12 protein-coding genes are annotated in these 12,831 nt (G+C 73.1%); 4 read left to right on the top strand and 8 right to left on the bottom strand.

What is annotated here, in order from left to right; translation table 11 throughout:
• Positions 1 to 8 precede the first annotated feature (8 nt).
• The 7 genes from ACH4SE_RS01670 to ACH4SE_RS01640 all read right to left on the bottom strand — a co-directional run bounded on the left by ACH4SE_RS01670 (position 9) and on the right by ACH4SE_RS01640 (position 6,835).
• Complete coding sequence (locus ACH4SE_RS01670; protein ID WP_398541253.1) at positions 9 to 1,178, bottom strand: peptidase S8; 1,170 nt, start codon at positions 1,176 to 1,178, stop codon at positions 9 to 11.
• Between the two features lie 134 nt (positions 1,179 to 1,312).
• Positions 1,313 to 2,215: a trypsin-like serine protease gene (locus ACH4SE_RS01665; protein WP_398541252.1), complete on the bottom strand. Its 903-nt coding sequence runs from the start codon at positions 2,213 to 2,215 to the stop codon at positions 1,313 to 1,315.
• A gap of 356 nt (positions 2,216 to 2,571) precedes the next feature.
• Complete coding sequence (locus tag ACH4SE_RS01660; protein WP_398541251.1) at positions 2,572 to 3,279, bottom strand: C39 family peptidase; 708 nt, start codon at positions 3,277 to 3,279, stop codon at positions 2,572 to 2,574.
• Between the two features lie 123 nt (positions 3,280 to 3,402).
• Entirely contained in the window at positions 3,403 to 4,236 is an 834-nt protein-coding gene (locus ACH4SE_RS01655; protein WP_398541250.1) for a PIG-L family deacetylase, read from the bottom strand.
• Positions 4,237 to 4,651: 415 nt separating this feature from the next.
• Entirely contained in the window at positions 4,652 to 5,365 is a 714-nt protein-coding gene (locus ACH4SE_RS01650) for a hypothetical protein (protein ID WP_398541249.1), read from the bottom strand.
• 94 nt (positions 5,366 to 5,459) lie between these two features.
• Positions 5,460 to 6,293, bottom strand: a complete 834-nt coding sequence (locus tag ACH4SE_RS01645) for a hypothetical protein (RefSeq protein WP_398541248.1) — start codon at positions 6,291 to 6,293, stop codon at positions 5,460 to 5,462.
• Positions 6,290 to 6,835, bottom strand: coding sequence for an RNA polymerase sigma factor (locus ACH4SE_RS01640; protein WP_398541247.1), 546 nt, complete (start codon positions 6,833 to 6,835; stop codon positions 6,290 to 6,292). Before ACH4SE_RS01640 ends, ACH4SE_RS01645 begins: the two co-directional genes overlap by 4 nt.
• Positions 6,836 to 6,917: 82 nt before the next feature.
• Here ACH4SE_RS01640 and ACH4SE_RS01635 point away from each other — a divergent pair, with 82 nt between their 5' ends.
• Positions 6,918 to 7,829, top strand: a complete 912-nt coding sequence (locus ACH4SE_RS01635) for a serine/threonine-protein kinase (RefSeq protein ID WP_398541246.1) — start codon at positions 6,918 to 6,920, stop codon at positions 7,827 to 7,829.
• 222 nt (positions 7,830 to 8,051) lie between these two features.
• On the opposite strand, the gene ACH4SE_RS01630 is transcribed toward ACH4SE_RS01635, so the two are convergent.
• Positions 8,052 to 8,945, bottom strand: a complete 894-nt coding sequence (locus ACH4SE_RS01630) for a LysR family transcriptional regulator (protein ID WP_398541245.1) — start codon at positions 8,943 to 8,945, stop codon at positions 8,052 to 8,054.
• A gap of 101 nt (positions 8,946 to 9,046) precedes the next feature.
• On the opposite strand from ACH4SE_RS01630, the gene ACH4SE_RS01625 reads away from it, so the two are divergent.
• The 3 genes from ACH4SE_RS01625 (at position 9,047) to ACH4SE_RS01615 (ending at position 12,729) form a co-directional block, all read left to right on the top strand.
• Positions 9,047 to 10,144 carry an alcohol dehydrogenase catalytic domain-containing protein gene (locus tag ACH4SE_RS01625; protein ID WP_398541244.1) on the top strand — a complete coding sequence of 366 codons (1,098 nt, stop codon included), beginning with the start codon at positions 9,047 to 9,049 and terminating at the stop codon, positions 10,142 to 10,144.
• Between the two features lie 268 nt (positions 10,145 to 10,412).
• The gene (locus ACH4SE_RS01620) at positions 10,413 to 11,153 is read left to right on the top strand and encodes a hypothetical protein (RefSeq protein ID WP_398541243.1); all 741 of its coding nucleotides are present in this window, start codon (positions 10,413 to 10,415) and stop codon (positions 11,151 to 11,153) included.
• Between the two features lie 262 nt (positions 11,154 to 11,415).
• A complete protein-coding gene (locus ACH4SE_RS01615) occupies positions 11,416 to 12,729 on the top strand; it encodes a PQQ-binding-like beta-propeller repeat protein (RefSeq protein WP_398541242.1) in 1,314 nt (437 codons plus the stop codon).
• The last annotated feature ends 102 nt before the right edge of the window (positions 12,730 to 12,831 follow it).

Here is a 12,831-nt window from a genome sequence, read left to right as displayed (position 1 = left end):
GCGGCGGGTCAGAAGGCGCCGGTGCCGTTCGGGGTGCCGAGGCCGGTGGGGCCGTCCCAGCCGGTACGGGCGTTGCACCACTGGGAGGTGGTGCAGCTGCCGTTGCTGCCGGAGGTGACGTCGTTCAGTGCGGAGGAGTGGGTGTAGGGGTAGTTGTTGTCGATCGAGCCGGTGTTGCCGGCCAGCGCGTAGACCGAGGCGATGATCGGGGACGACACGCTCGTGCCGCCGAAGACCATCCAGCCGGAGTAGCCCTGGTAGGCGGTGCTGTCGTAGACGGCGACGCCGGTGGAGGGGTTGGCGACGGCGGAGACGTCGGCTTCGGCGCGCTTGGAGCAGCCGGTGGCGAAGGACGCGGCGCCGCTGAGGGCGGTGTTGTAGCTGGAGCAGCCGCTGCCGGCGCCGCTCCAGGCGGTCTCGGTCCAGCCGCGGGTGGTGGAGGCGGTGTTCAGGGTGGTGCCGCCCACCGCGGTGACGTAGTGCGAGGACGCCGGGTAGCTCGCTCCGTAGCCGGAGTCACCGGAGCTGGCGGTCACGGCGATGCCCGGGTGGTTGTAGTACGAGCCGTAGCTGGAGTCCGAGGCGTCGGAGCCGCCGTAGCTGTTGCTGATGGCCACGACGCCGGGGGTCGCGGCCGCCTGGTTCACCGCGGCACCGAGGTTGGCGAAGCTCGGGGTCTTCGCCTCGACCAGCAGGATGTGGCAGTTGGGGCAGATCGCCGAGACCATGTCGATGTCGAGCGAGATCTCCTGCGCCCAGCCGCCGTCCTTCTTCGGGTAGCTGGTGCCGCCGTTCTGGTCGATCTTCTTGAAGCAGCCGTTGGCCGTGGTGCAGGCCGGGAGGCCGTACTGGGCGCGGTAGACGGCGAGATCGGCCTCCGCGGTCGGGTCGTCGTAGGCGTCGACGATCGCGACCGTACGGCCGCCGCCCGCCGTCGAGGAGGGCAGCTTGTAGGCGGACTGGAGGCTGGAGGGCCCGTAGCCGGACGGCGTGGCGTTCGGTGCGACCGTCTTCGCCGCGGCGATGTCGGTACGGACGATCGCTTGGCACGAGGCGTGCCCCCGGGCGGGGGTGGCACACGAGTGGGCGGTCTTCGCGGCCGGCGAGACCGCGGCGTGCGAGGTACCGACAGGGCCGAGGACCATGAGCGGGATTCCCGCCAGGGTTGCTATGCCCATGCCAAGCACCTTTGCGCGTGAGCGCAGTTGCATCTGACTCTCCTCGGGGTTGTGGCCGATCGGGGTGTCGGCCTCGGCAGCCTGCCCGGCTCGGGCCACCCGGGTGGGGTGGCGCGAGCCGGACGCTGCCGTGTTCAGGGGAGCGCGACGAAGGCCGCGAGGAACGCCCGGGCCGCCGGAGCGTCGAGCCGGTAGGCGACGTTGGTGGCGTAGCAGGGGGAGTCACCGGTGATGGTGGTCGCCGCGAGGACGAGCGAACCGCCGATCACCGCGAAGTCCGGCCCGCCCGAATCGCCGTAGCAGGCACCGCCGTTGCCCTGGGGAGCCGTCATGGCCAGCCGCACCCAGGAGGGGTTGAGCGCGTCGAAGGCGACCGGCGCCTTCATCCGGACGCCGCCGCCCGGGTGGGTCTGGCCGCCCGGGCCGCGCTGCGCCTCCTGCGTGCCGTAACCGGCGACCTCGAACGGCGTGCTGTTCAGCTGCTGCGGACCCAGCGCGTTCAGTTCGCCCGGGGCGGGCAGTGTGGCGGGGGTGAACGACCAGCGCGCGGCGACCGCGGCGGCGGGCAGCTGGATCACGGCGATGTCGTGCGGATCGGCGGACGGGCCCGGGTAGGCGGGGTCGGTGTGCGGAACACCCTCGACGCCCACGGCCGCCGCGGTGGCCGCCGGGTCGCCGGCATGCGCCTGCCCGGCGGCGTCCAGCTCTGACTGCACGTCCTGGTCGAGCGAGACGTAGAACCGCACGCCCGCGGGCCAGTCGCTCGTGCAGTGCCCCGCGGTCAGGAACGTGTCGCGGTCCACCATCGTCCCCGAGCACACCCAGTCCACCCGGTCGGGTGTGGCGGCGTCCCCGTCGTCGTCCCACTGGGCGATCAGGGCGCCGACCTCGGTGCGCTCGGGCGCCGGTACGGCGTTGTACGAGTTGATCGCCGCCGCGGGCGACACCCCGGCCATCGCCACGACCGCACCGGCGGCAGCGGCGGCCAGGCCGGCGCTCACCCGCCGCTTGCCGCTTCCCGCGTTCCGGAACGACACGACGAGCTCCCTTCACGGCAGCCGCGCCAGGCGGCACGGCGGACAAGGCGCACCACGCGCTGACGTGGCAGGGCGCGGCACTAGGTGCCCAGGGGTCAGGAGTTGCTGCCCGTCCTCTGGGGACGCGTGCAGTGTGATGGCTTGGCAGGTACAACGCAACCACCCGCACAAAGACGGGAAAACCGCGTCGGAGCAGGCACATCGCCCCGGACAGGCGGGAGAACGCCGCCCCCGGCGGGGAGGTGCGGGCGCGCGGAAACGGCGGCCGGCCCTCCTGGGAGGACCGGCCGCCGCATGCCTGCCGGGGGAGCGGACCCGGACGTCCCGGGCACCGCGGTCACACCGTCAGTACGTGATCACCGCGCCGCCTCGGCTGCTCCCTGCCCGCTCGCGGAACGGCGGCGTTCACCGCCGCGGGACAGCGGTGCGGCGGGGCCACGCGCGGTGCGGCCGAGCACGATCCCGCGGCCGGCGTAGAACCGTTCCAGCCCCGCCCAGGACACGCGCGCGTGCTGCTGCGACACCCCGGGGAAGCCGGACGGGTTGTTGAGCTCCACCCCTTCGGCGTCCGCCCCGACGACCAGGACCAGGTGGCCGCCCCTGCCCGGCGGTTCGGCCCCGGGGGTGCGGATGCCCGGGTGGACGGAGATCATCACCAGGCGGCCGGCGGCGATCTCCTGCCGGATCCCGGTGAGGGCCAGCTCCGGTGCGACCCGCGCGTGGAGGCCCCACCGCCGGGCGACGTGATCGGCGAACGGCCGGTAGATCAGCCCCTTCACCTGCTCCCCGTCGCGGACGTACGCCCCCGCGGCCTCCAGCTCCCGTACGAGCGGCACCGACGGCGGCACGTCCAGGCCCCAGTGGTCCAGCACCATCCGCAGGCACGCGACCCCGCACATGCGCCGGGCCCAGAACGCGTACTCCTCCACCGAGTCGGCGCCGGACTTCTGCCACAGCGGATCGTCGGCCGCCGACATGGCGCCCGTGACGAACGCGGGCACCAGCGCCGCGGACTCCCACTGCGCGTAGTACGGAACGAGCGATTCTGCCGGGGAGGCTGTCATGGCTCCCCATTCTCGCCCACGGCCGCGCGGGAGGGCGTCGGTGAACGCGGCGCGGTGGCCCCCGCTGCTCGCCGCGGGGGCCACCGGCGCCGTGGCCTCCCGGCCCCGCTCAGGACGGGCGGATCAGCGCAGCCCGGCGAAGAGGTCGTTCTCGGGGACGGCCGCGCCGGTGGTGTCCCGGACCCGTACGAAGGTCTCCACGCCCATCAGCTCGCCGAACTTCTCCTTGCCCATCTTGAGGAAGAAGATGTTCTCGCCCTGACTGGCGTGCGCGGCCAGCGCGTCGAACTTCTGGCCGCTGAACGCGGTGGCGTCCACCCACGTGGTGACCTCGTCGTCGGGCAGGCCGATCTCGGCCATCGCGACGGCCTCGGCAGAGTCCGGTTCGGGCATCTCCGCACCGAACTCGCGCATCAGCTCGCCGAACCGCTGCATCATCGAGCGGGGCGCCGTGGTCCAGTACACCTTCGGTGTCAGCGTGGTCGTCTCCAGCGCCGCCATCGTGATGCGGTGGGCCTGGATGTGGTCGGGGTGGCCGTAGAAGCCGTTCTCGTCGTAGGTGACGACCACGTCGGGCCGGTAGTGCCGCATGAGTTCCGCGAGCCGGGCGGCGCCCTCCTCGACCGGGGTCCGCCAGAAGGACCCCGGGGCGTCGTTGCTCGCCCAGCCCATCATCCCCGAGTCGGCGTAGTCCAGCATCTCCAGGTGGCTGATCTTCAGGACGTCACAGCTCGCCTCGAGTTCCCGGCGGCGCATCACGGAGACCGCCGCCGGATCGTGCCCGGGATCGCCCGGCTTGACCCCCTCCGGTCCGTCACCGCAACCGCCGTCGGTACAGGTCACGAGAACCGTGCGGATGCCCTCCGCCGCGTACCGCGCGAGGATCCCTCCGGTCCCGGTGGCCTCGTCGTCGGGGTGGGCGTGTACTGCCATGAGCGTCAAGGGCCGGTCGGTCATGAGACAGTCCTCCTGCGGAAATACGTCTTGGTCCGGGGTGTGCAGCGGGCGTACCACGATGCAGGGGCCCGGGCACGCGCGGCACGGGCGGCCCTGCGGCCTCCGTGCTCCGCGCCCGTGCGGCGCCGGTCCCTCGACAGTGCAACCGTGCCGAGGGGACCGGCTGTTCCCGGCACGGCCGTCCCGTCCGGGCTTCCCGTCCCATGACGACGGGCGCGACGTGTATGTCTCAGCGCCCCGCCGGAGGGGCTGCGGCCGCCGTCCGTGGGGGAGGACGGTGACGGGCACTCGCCGCGGCTGCCGGCGTCCCGGTGACGCAGCCGGCCGTGCTCCACGACGGCAGGGCCGGCGGTGCGACCCCGAGGAGGAACCGCGGACCCGCCGGGGAACCGTCCGCCCGGTCGCCCTGACCGGGTCAGGAGGGCAGGCGGTTCAGGGCCGCGGTGGCGATGCCCCTCACCCGGCCCGGCTCGTCCTCGGCCGCGCCGGTGAGCTCGACGACGGCGACCCTGGTGCCGCTGCGCAGGACCGCGACGCCACCGGCCGGAGTGCCGTCACCGCTGTAGGACGGGTACCAGCGGCCGCTTCCGCCGCCGGCGGTGAGGGTGTGGGCCGCGCCGTAGTACCAGTGGCCGGCCGGCTCGTCCTGGCATTCCCGCACCATCGCGTTCAGCTGCTTCTCCCAGGTGCTCGCCGCGTTGCCGGTGGCGGCACTCGCGGCCGATTCCGTCAGCCGGGCTTCGGTGTCGAAGGTCCAGGTCACCGACGCGTACGCGGTGGCCTTGCCCTGGGTCAGGCCGGGCATCGACTCCTCGCCCGAGCACGCCGAGAGCGCCTGGTCCCCGGTCAGCGTCACGGTCGCGCCGACCGGGCCCAGGCCCTGCTGGAAGAAGTCCTCGCTCTGGACGAGGGCGCCGGAGCCGAGTCCGGGCGCGGCGGCCGCGGCCGGACGGGCGGTGACCGGGCGGGCGGCCGCGGTGCGGTGCGCGGCGCTGTGCCCGGCCCCGTCGGCGGCGGCCGACTGGATGCTCACGGCGCCGGCCGTGACCAGTGCGGCGGTCAGGCAGGCCGCGGCGGTGAACCGGCTGCGGTGGGCGGACTTCTGCGGGGCGGTCCGGTTCTCGGCCATTACGGTCTCCTTGCGGGTCGGGACGCCTGCTGCGTCCTCCTGCAGCGGGGAGATGACGCCCGCCAAGGGAAAGTTGGAGCCCCGGCCGGCTGTTTCACAGCTGTGACAGAGCGGTCCTGACGATGCGGGACATCGCCGCCGTGCCCAGGCAGGCGTCGACTTCCAGCACTGCGTAGTGCGTGCCGCTGCGGAGCACCGCGAGGCCGCCGCAGGGCTCCTCGCCCTCGGGCGCCGTGCCGCCGGTGTTGCGGGCGCCCTGGTAGGTGCCCATCCAGCTGGCGGTGAGGCCGGGGGCCAGTTCCAGCGTCGTGGTCCTGCCGTAGACCCAGTGGCCGGGAGTCTCGTCCTGGCAGGGCACCTCCTCCAGCAGCAGGCGAGCGGCGAAGTTCTGCGCCAGGGCGGGGCTATGGGCCTCGGCGGCGACCTCGCGGGCGATCTGGTCGGCGCTGTCCTCGGCCACGGTGGGGTCGCCCGGGTCGGTGCGGGTGCCGGTCATCAGCCCGCGGAAGTGGGCGCCGGGCCCGCCCAGCGTCTGGGTGAGCGTCTTCTCCCCGGTGCAGGCCGAGTTGGCGTACGCACCGTCCCCGAAGCGGTCCCTGGCACGGATCCGCGCGGTGACGCCGACCGCGCCGAACGCCGCGGGGTCCAGCAGGTTGGCGGTCGTCACCGGCCCGGTGGCGGCCGTGGGCAGGGCGGAGCCGGAGACCGGGGTCGCGGGCGCCGGGACGGACGCGCCGGGCGTCGCGCGAGCGGAAGGGCCTGTGGCCGCGGAAGCCGCGGGCGCTGCCGGGTGCGTAGTGCCGGGCGGCGGCGGCAGGACGAGACGGCCGGTCGCCAGGCCGCACACGGCGGCCGCCACCAGGGCGGCGACGGCGGCTCGGGGCCGGACGGCGGCGCGGCCGCTCGCCGCCGCGGGACCGCCGTTCACAGGCCCTCGGCCAGGCGCTCGCGCATGAAGCGCCGCGCCTGGTGGATACGGTCCTTGACGGTGCCCAGCGGGACGTCCAGCTCGGCGGCCACCTGGACGTAGGTCAGGTCGCCCAGGTCGCGCAGCACGAAGGACTCCACCAGGACGGGGTGCTGCTGCTCCAGCGCGGTGAGCGCCTCCATCAGGTCGAGCCGGGTCCCGGCGATGACGCTGGTGCTCCGCGGGTCCACGGACTCCGGCAGGTCGGCGTGGCTGTCCTCGGCACGCCGGCGCATCGAGCGGTAGGTGGACCGGGCGGCGTTGGACGCGATCACCGTCACCCAGCCCAGGAACGAGCCGTGGCCGCCGTACTCGCCCAGGTGCGTACTGATGGAGAGCAGCGCGTCCTGCGCGGCCTCCTCCGCGTCGGCGTGGTGCGGCAGGAAGCGGGAGCAGCGGCGCAGCACCATGGGCCGCAGCTTGGCCAGCAGGTACTCCGTCGACTCCGGGTCCCCCGCCCGGGCCGCTGCCACGAGCCGTTCCAGCTCACCCTCCTCGAACACCCGGCCCCGTCCTGTCCCCTGTCGCGTCCCCCCGCCGAACGGGAGTTTCCCCCTCCCGGCGAATACGGCAGAATGCTGCCACATGCGCAAGCTCGGCCGTTACCTCCTGCTGGGCCGGCTCGGAGCAGGCTCCTTCGCGACGGTCTGGAAAGCCTACGACCCGGAGCTCGACACCGAGGTCGCCGTGAAGATGCTGGCCGAGAACTGGGCGGCCAACGCAGACGTGCGCGAGCGGTTCCTGGCCGAAGCGAGGCTCCTGCGCCGGATCGCCAGCCCGAGGGTGGTCCGGGTGCACGACGTCGGCGTGCAGGACGACCGGCCCTACTTCGTCATGGACTACGTGCGCGGCGGCACCCTGGCGGACCGCGTCGGGCGGTGCGGCACGCAGGAGGCGCTGCGGCTGGCCGCGGAGGCGGGCTACGCGGTCCAGGTGCTGCACGAGGCCGGCGTGGTGCACCGTGACGTCAAGCCGTCCAACCTGCTGCTCGACACCGGCTCCGCGCCCGCCGCCGTGCTGGTGGCGGACCTGGGCAGCGCGAAACACCTGGCCGACGCGTCCGGGCTGACGGTGACCACGGGCACGCCCGCGTACATGGCGCCGGAACAGGCCTTCCAGACCGGAGGGTTCGACGGGAGGGCCGACGTGTACGCGCTGGCCGTCGTCGCCTACGAGCTGCTGACGGGGCAGAAACCCTTCGGCCCGGGCGGACGCGCCACGGCCCTGATGACCGACCAGCCGGCCTCGTCGACGCTGCCCGCGCCGCCGCCCGGCCAGCACGTGCCGCCGGGGGTGGCAGTGCTGCTGCGCGCCGCGATGTCCGTCGAGCCGGCGGAGCGGCCGCCGACCGCACAGGCCTTCGCAGACGCGCTGCTGTCACCGGCCCCGCAGCCCCGGCCGCGGGAACGCCCCGGGCGGCTGACCCCGCGCGCGGTCTGGCTCGCGTCGGGCGCCGTCTTCACGGCGACGACCCTGCTGAGCTGGCTGCTCCGCTGAACCCGGCCGGGAACCGGCCCACCCCGGGAGCGCGCCCTCATGAGGCGTCACCCCGCCACCCCCGGCCTCAGTCCTGGTCTCATCAGGCGGAGCGGGCCGGTGCACGGAAAAGGCCCGGTCGACCGGAATCGCGCGTCGTGGCCGCCGTCACGCCGCGCTGATCGGCCGGATACCGCCGATGCCCGTCCGCGGCGCGGCCCTGCGCGCGGCCATGGCTGCGGTTCAGGCGGCCGAGGTGATCGCTCGGGTGACGGCGGTGATCGCCGGGGCGGGGTGGCCGCAGACGCGTGCCACGAGAATCCGGCGGATCTCGGGGGGTGCGCCGTCGACGCGCAGCAGGCTCACCCCGGGCGGCAGCACCGGTGAGAGCCCGGACGGCACCGTGGTCACGCCGAAGCCGCCGGCGACCAACCGGAGCTTCGTCAGCCAGTCGCGCGCGGAGTGGACGACGCGCGGCCGTCCGGGCAGGCCGGGCCAGACGCCGAGCAGTGGCTCAGCGCCCGATGACGGAGCGGCGATCCATGCGGCGTCGACCAGTTCGTCGACGTGCACCGTGGTGCGTCCGGCGAAATCCCCGGTCGAGGACACGGCCACGACCAGTTCGGTGTCCGCGACGGTCTCGAGGTGCAGGCGCGGCAACTCGCTGTCGAAGGGCCGGTGCGGTGGGCGGGATGTCAGCACGGCGAGATCGAGCGAGCCCGCGCGCAACGCCCGGATCAGGGTGGGCGTGGTGCCCTCGCGGGTGGTGACCGTGATCTGCGGGTCGGCCTCCGCGAGGTGGGCGAGTGCGGTCGGCAGGATCACCGAGCCCGCGCTCAGGACAGCCCCGAGCCGCACCAGTTCGGTCTGCGGGACGGTGCCGGTGAGCTCACGCTCGGCCGCCGCGAGCGAGGCGAGAATCGTGTGGGCGTGCCGCAGCAGGGTCAAGCCGGCGGGAGTGAGCCGCACCCCGTCCGGACGGCGCTCGAACAAGGTGGTGCCGGCGTTGTGTTCGAGGGCGGCGGCCTGGCGCGAGACGGCCGACTGCGTGTATCCGAGCCGGGCTGCCGCCGCGGTGAAGCTGCCGGATTCGGCGATCTGCCGCAGGACCCGCAGTCCCGTGCTGGAGATGTCCATGCGTCATACGCATACCACAGATGCGAAACAATTGATTCCCGCATGCTCGTGCCGCCTCTAGCGTTGATCTCGGATCACGGACGAACACGGAGGTCATCACCGTGCGAGCAGCAGTTCTGACGCAGTTCGGCGCCCCACTCACGGTGCGGGAGGTGCTCGACCCCGAAGCCGGAAGCGGTGAGGTGGTGGTCGAGGTTCTCGCCGCCGGCGTGGCGCCCTACGCGGCCGACGTCTTCAGCGGCAAGCGGAAGTACCCCCTTGTCCCCCCTGTCGTGCCCGGTGTCGGCGGGGTGGGGCGGATCGTCCACGTCGGCCCGGACGCCACCCGGCTGCGGATCGGCGACCTGGTGTGGTGCGATTCGACGGTGCGCTCGCGGGACGACGCCCTGACGCCCGACATCACGCTCCAGGGCTGGAGTTCGCGCGGCGAGGGCGGCGCGCGGCTCGCCGAGTACATGCACGACGGCGCCTTCGCCGAGCTCATGCGGGTCCCGACGGAGAACGTCTTCCCGCTGCCCGCCGCGGCCGGGGAGGATGCGGCTCGCTGGGCCGCGCTCACCGTGCACACCATCTCCTACGGCGGGCTGCTGGCAGGCGGGCTCGCGGCCGGCGAGACGCTGCTCGTCAGCGGGGCCACCGGCAACCTCGGCAGCAGCGCGGTCGCGGTCGCGGTCGCCATGGGCGCGGGCCGCGTGGTCGCCCCGGGCCGCAACAAGGCCGCGCTCGACCTCCTCGCCGACCGGTTCGGTCCGCGTCTGCGTCCGGTCACGCTGACCGGGGACGAGGCCACCGACCGCGCGGCGATGTCCGCGGCGGCCGACGGCCCGATCGACATGGTGATCGACATGCTCCCCCCGAGCGCGCCCAGCTCGGCCTCGCGCGCGGCGGCCATGACCGTACGCGAGTACGGCCGGGTCGTCCTCATGGGCGGCGTCGGCATGCTCGGTGGCGACGACCTCGCACTCCCGTACCCGTGGATCATGCGCAACTCCGTCACCGTGCGCGGGCAGTGGATGTACCCGCGCACAGCCAACGTCGGCATCATCCGGCTCCTCGCCTCGGGTGCTCTGGATCTCGCCCCGGAACGGGTCCGGTCGTTCGGCCTCGACGCCGTCAACGAGGCCATCGCGTACGCCGCCGCGCACGGTGGCCCGTTCGACCGCGCCAGCCTCACCCCGTCGGCAGGACCCCGAGACTGAGCCGGCCCGACTGCCGCCGAGATCCGTGAGGTCCACGCCTCTTGCAGCTTAAGGTGAGACCTGCAACCTCCTGACGACGTAGGGCCCGACCGCATCCCGGTCGGGCCCTACCTCTGCCGTGACGGGCACCGTGGGGGCTTGGCACGGCAACGGGTCAGCTGGAGAGCACGTACCCTTTGGCCAGTAATATTTTGGCAATAACGTTCTAATGACTTTCCCTCCTTCGAATCCCGGGAAGAAAATGCCTCGCAGCGCGCGATCTGCATGGGTGAGCTCCGCCCTCCTGTCCGTCCTGGCCCTCGGTGCTTCCGCCTGCGCGAGCGACAGCGACGACAAGCCCTCGGCCGGCGTACCCGCCTCGTCGCTGCCGGCCTCTTCTGCCCCTTCAACGCCTGCCGCCTCCTCCGCGCCCGCCGCGGCGCCGCTCAGCGCGGGTCAGCTGAAGAGCGCCCTGCTCACCGCCAAGGACCTGCCGACCGACTACAGGGCGACCACGCCGAAGTCGGACGAGGACATCCTCGGGCAGACCGCCACGGCGACGCCCGCCGTCTGCCAGCCGATCCAGGACATGGGCGCCGGCGAGAAGTCCGTGCGGCCCACGGCAGCGGCAAACCAGAACTACTCGCAGAAGTCCAAGCCCTTCGTGAAGGTCTTCGGACGCATCGCCGCCTACGCCCCCGGCGAGGCCGAGAAGGCCATGGCCGACCTCAAGGCAGCTGCCAAGGCGTGCCCCGCCTATACGTTCAAGGACGAAGCGGACGGTACTGCCGGGAAGGCCTTGGTGAAGTCCCTTCAGCCCCTCTCGCTGGGGGATGACGCGGTCACGTTGGAACTCACCGTCACCAGCGACGGCGATTCGATGGTCCTCCCGTTCACGCAGATCCGCGTCGGCTCCACCATTGCGCTCTTTGCCACCATGGACGTCATGAAGCTCGACCGGGCCGTCGAGTTCCCCCACGAGCTGCTGGCCAAGCAGGTCGAGAAACTCAAGGCGGCCACCGCCGGCTGAGCCGACCGCGGCCGGCCCCGGACCGTTCCCCGGCGTCCGCGCGGTGTGATCAACGAACGCCGCCTCGTTCGCGTCTGCGCAGAGCCGCATCACCGAGTGCCACCAAAGACGTCGAAGGGCCCCACCGCGAACGGTGGGGCCCTTTGCTGCGAGGGCTCTGCGACCCCCTCGTGCTCGTGGCTACGAGGTCATCACGAAGGAGCGGGAGGGTGGTGAACAGATTTGCGGGCGTTCTACCGTGTGGGCGGACCCGGGGGGCGCGATGAGGCATCGGTGGCGGCAAGGGTTACTGGCCGTGGTGGTGGGGCTGCTGGCGGCGGGCTGTTTCGCCCCGCCGCCGCCGGCGTTCGGCGACGGGAAGGCGGTGCCCGAAGAAGCCTCGCGTGTTCCACTGCCCGTACGGCCGGGCCCCGACGGCACCTGGGCGCTGAACGACCCCGCGGCGGGGCTGCTCGGCGAGGGCCGCACGGTGGTCCGCCTGCACGGCGCGGAGAACGCGGGCTGGCGGCTGGCACTGCCGGCCGAGTTCGCGTTGACCTCGCACGAGCCCGGCGCGGCGCACTCCGCGCTCGTCGGTGGTCGGGTGGTGCTGGTCGGCGGCAGCGACGGCTCCCCGGGGCCGAGCGCGATCGCCGGGCTCGACCTGGAGCGGGGGCTCCTGGCCTGGCGTCAGCCATTGCCGCCCGGGAGCCAGGTCTTCGTGTTGGAGAACGACGCTGTGGTGATGACGGCGCTCTGCCGCACCGGGTCCTGCCGCCTGGACGGCTGGGACACCGGGTCGGGTGTCCTCCAGTGGACTCGCACGGTGCCCGGCGCGACAAAGGTCGTCTGCCAGGACAACGCGCCCGCCACCGCCATAGGCCCGAACGGGGACCACTGCGTGCCCTATCTGGTCGCCCCCCACCGTGTCGGCACTGTCGACCCGTACGACGGCGGACCTGACTGGCAGACGGCCCTGCGGCCGCCCGACGGCACCCTCGATCGCATCATTGACGACAACTACCGGTTCATCATGGTCACCGAACCGGCCAAGGGCAGCTGCCGCGCCACCGTCCTCGCAACGGGATCCGGTGACGGCGACCGCGGCTGGCGGTACAGCTTCGTCTGGGACCAGCCTCAGGCCCCGCGCGACGCGCGCACCGGATGCCGCTGGAACCGCGCTCTGCCCCTGGTCATCGGCTTCGACTTGGTACTGCCGGACGCCAAAGGCGCCCTGGTTGTCGCTCCCGACACCGGCCCCCTGGGCCGCACCCGGCGACTGGCCCCGGGCGAGTACGTGGTCACCGACGGCACCAGGAACGAGATCATCCGCGCGCCCGGCCGCCCGGACCGGCTCCTCGACGCAAGGGCCGGCCAACTGGTCCGCCCCCACGGGCTGAGCCCCGCAGCGCGGTCCGTCGCCGACAGCTTCTGGCAGGACGGTAACCGCCTGCTCCTGCTGGACAACCAGGGCAGAACCCTCTGGCAGGGCACATCGGACTGCCAGGCGTACCGGCCCCACAACAGCTACGGCGGGTCGCTCGTCTACTGCGACGGCGACGACCTGGTGACCCTACGTCCCGTGCACAAAGGCTGATCAACCTCCCAGTGGTCACCGGACGGGGTTCGCAGCAGGAAGGTGAGAACCGGGCGGGTCAAGCGCCGGCCATGGCGGTTCGGAGGCGTCCTGACCTGCGGC

The organism is Streptomyces sp. NPDC020983 (assembly GCF_044333485.1).
Taxonomy (GTDB): domain Bacteria; phylum Actinomycetota; class Actinomycetes; order Streptomycetales; family Streptomycetaceae; genus Actinacidiphila.
This window is presented reverse-complemented; position numbering and strand designations above follow the sequence as displayed.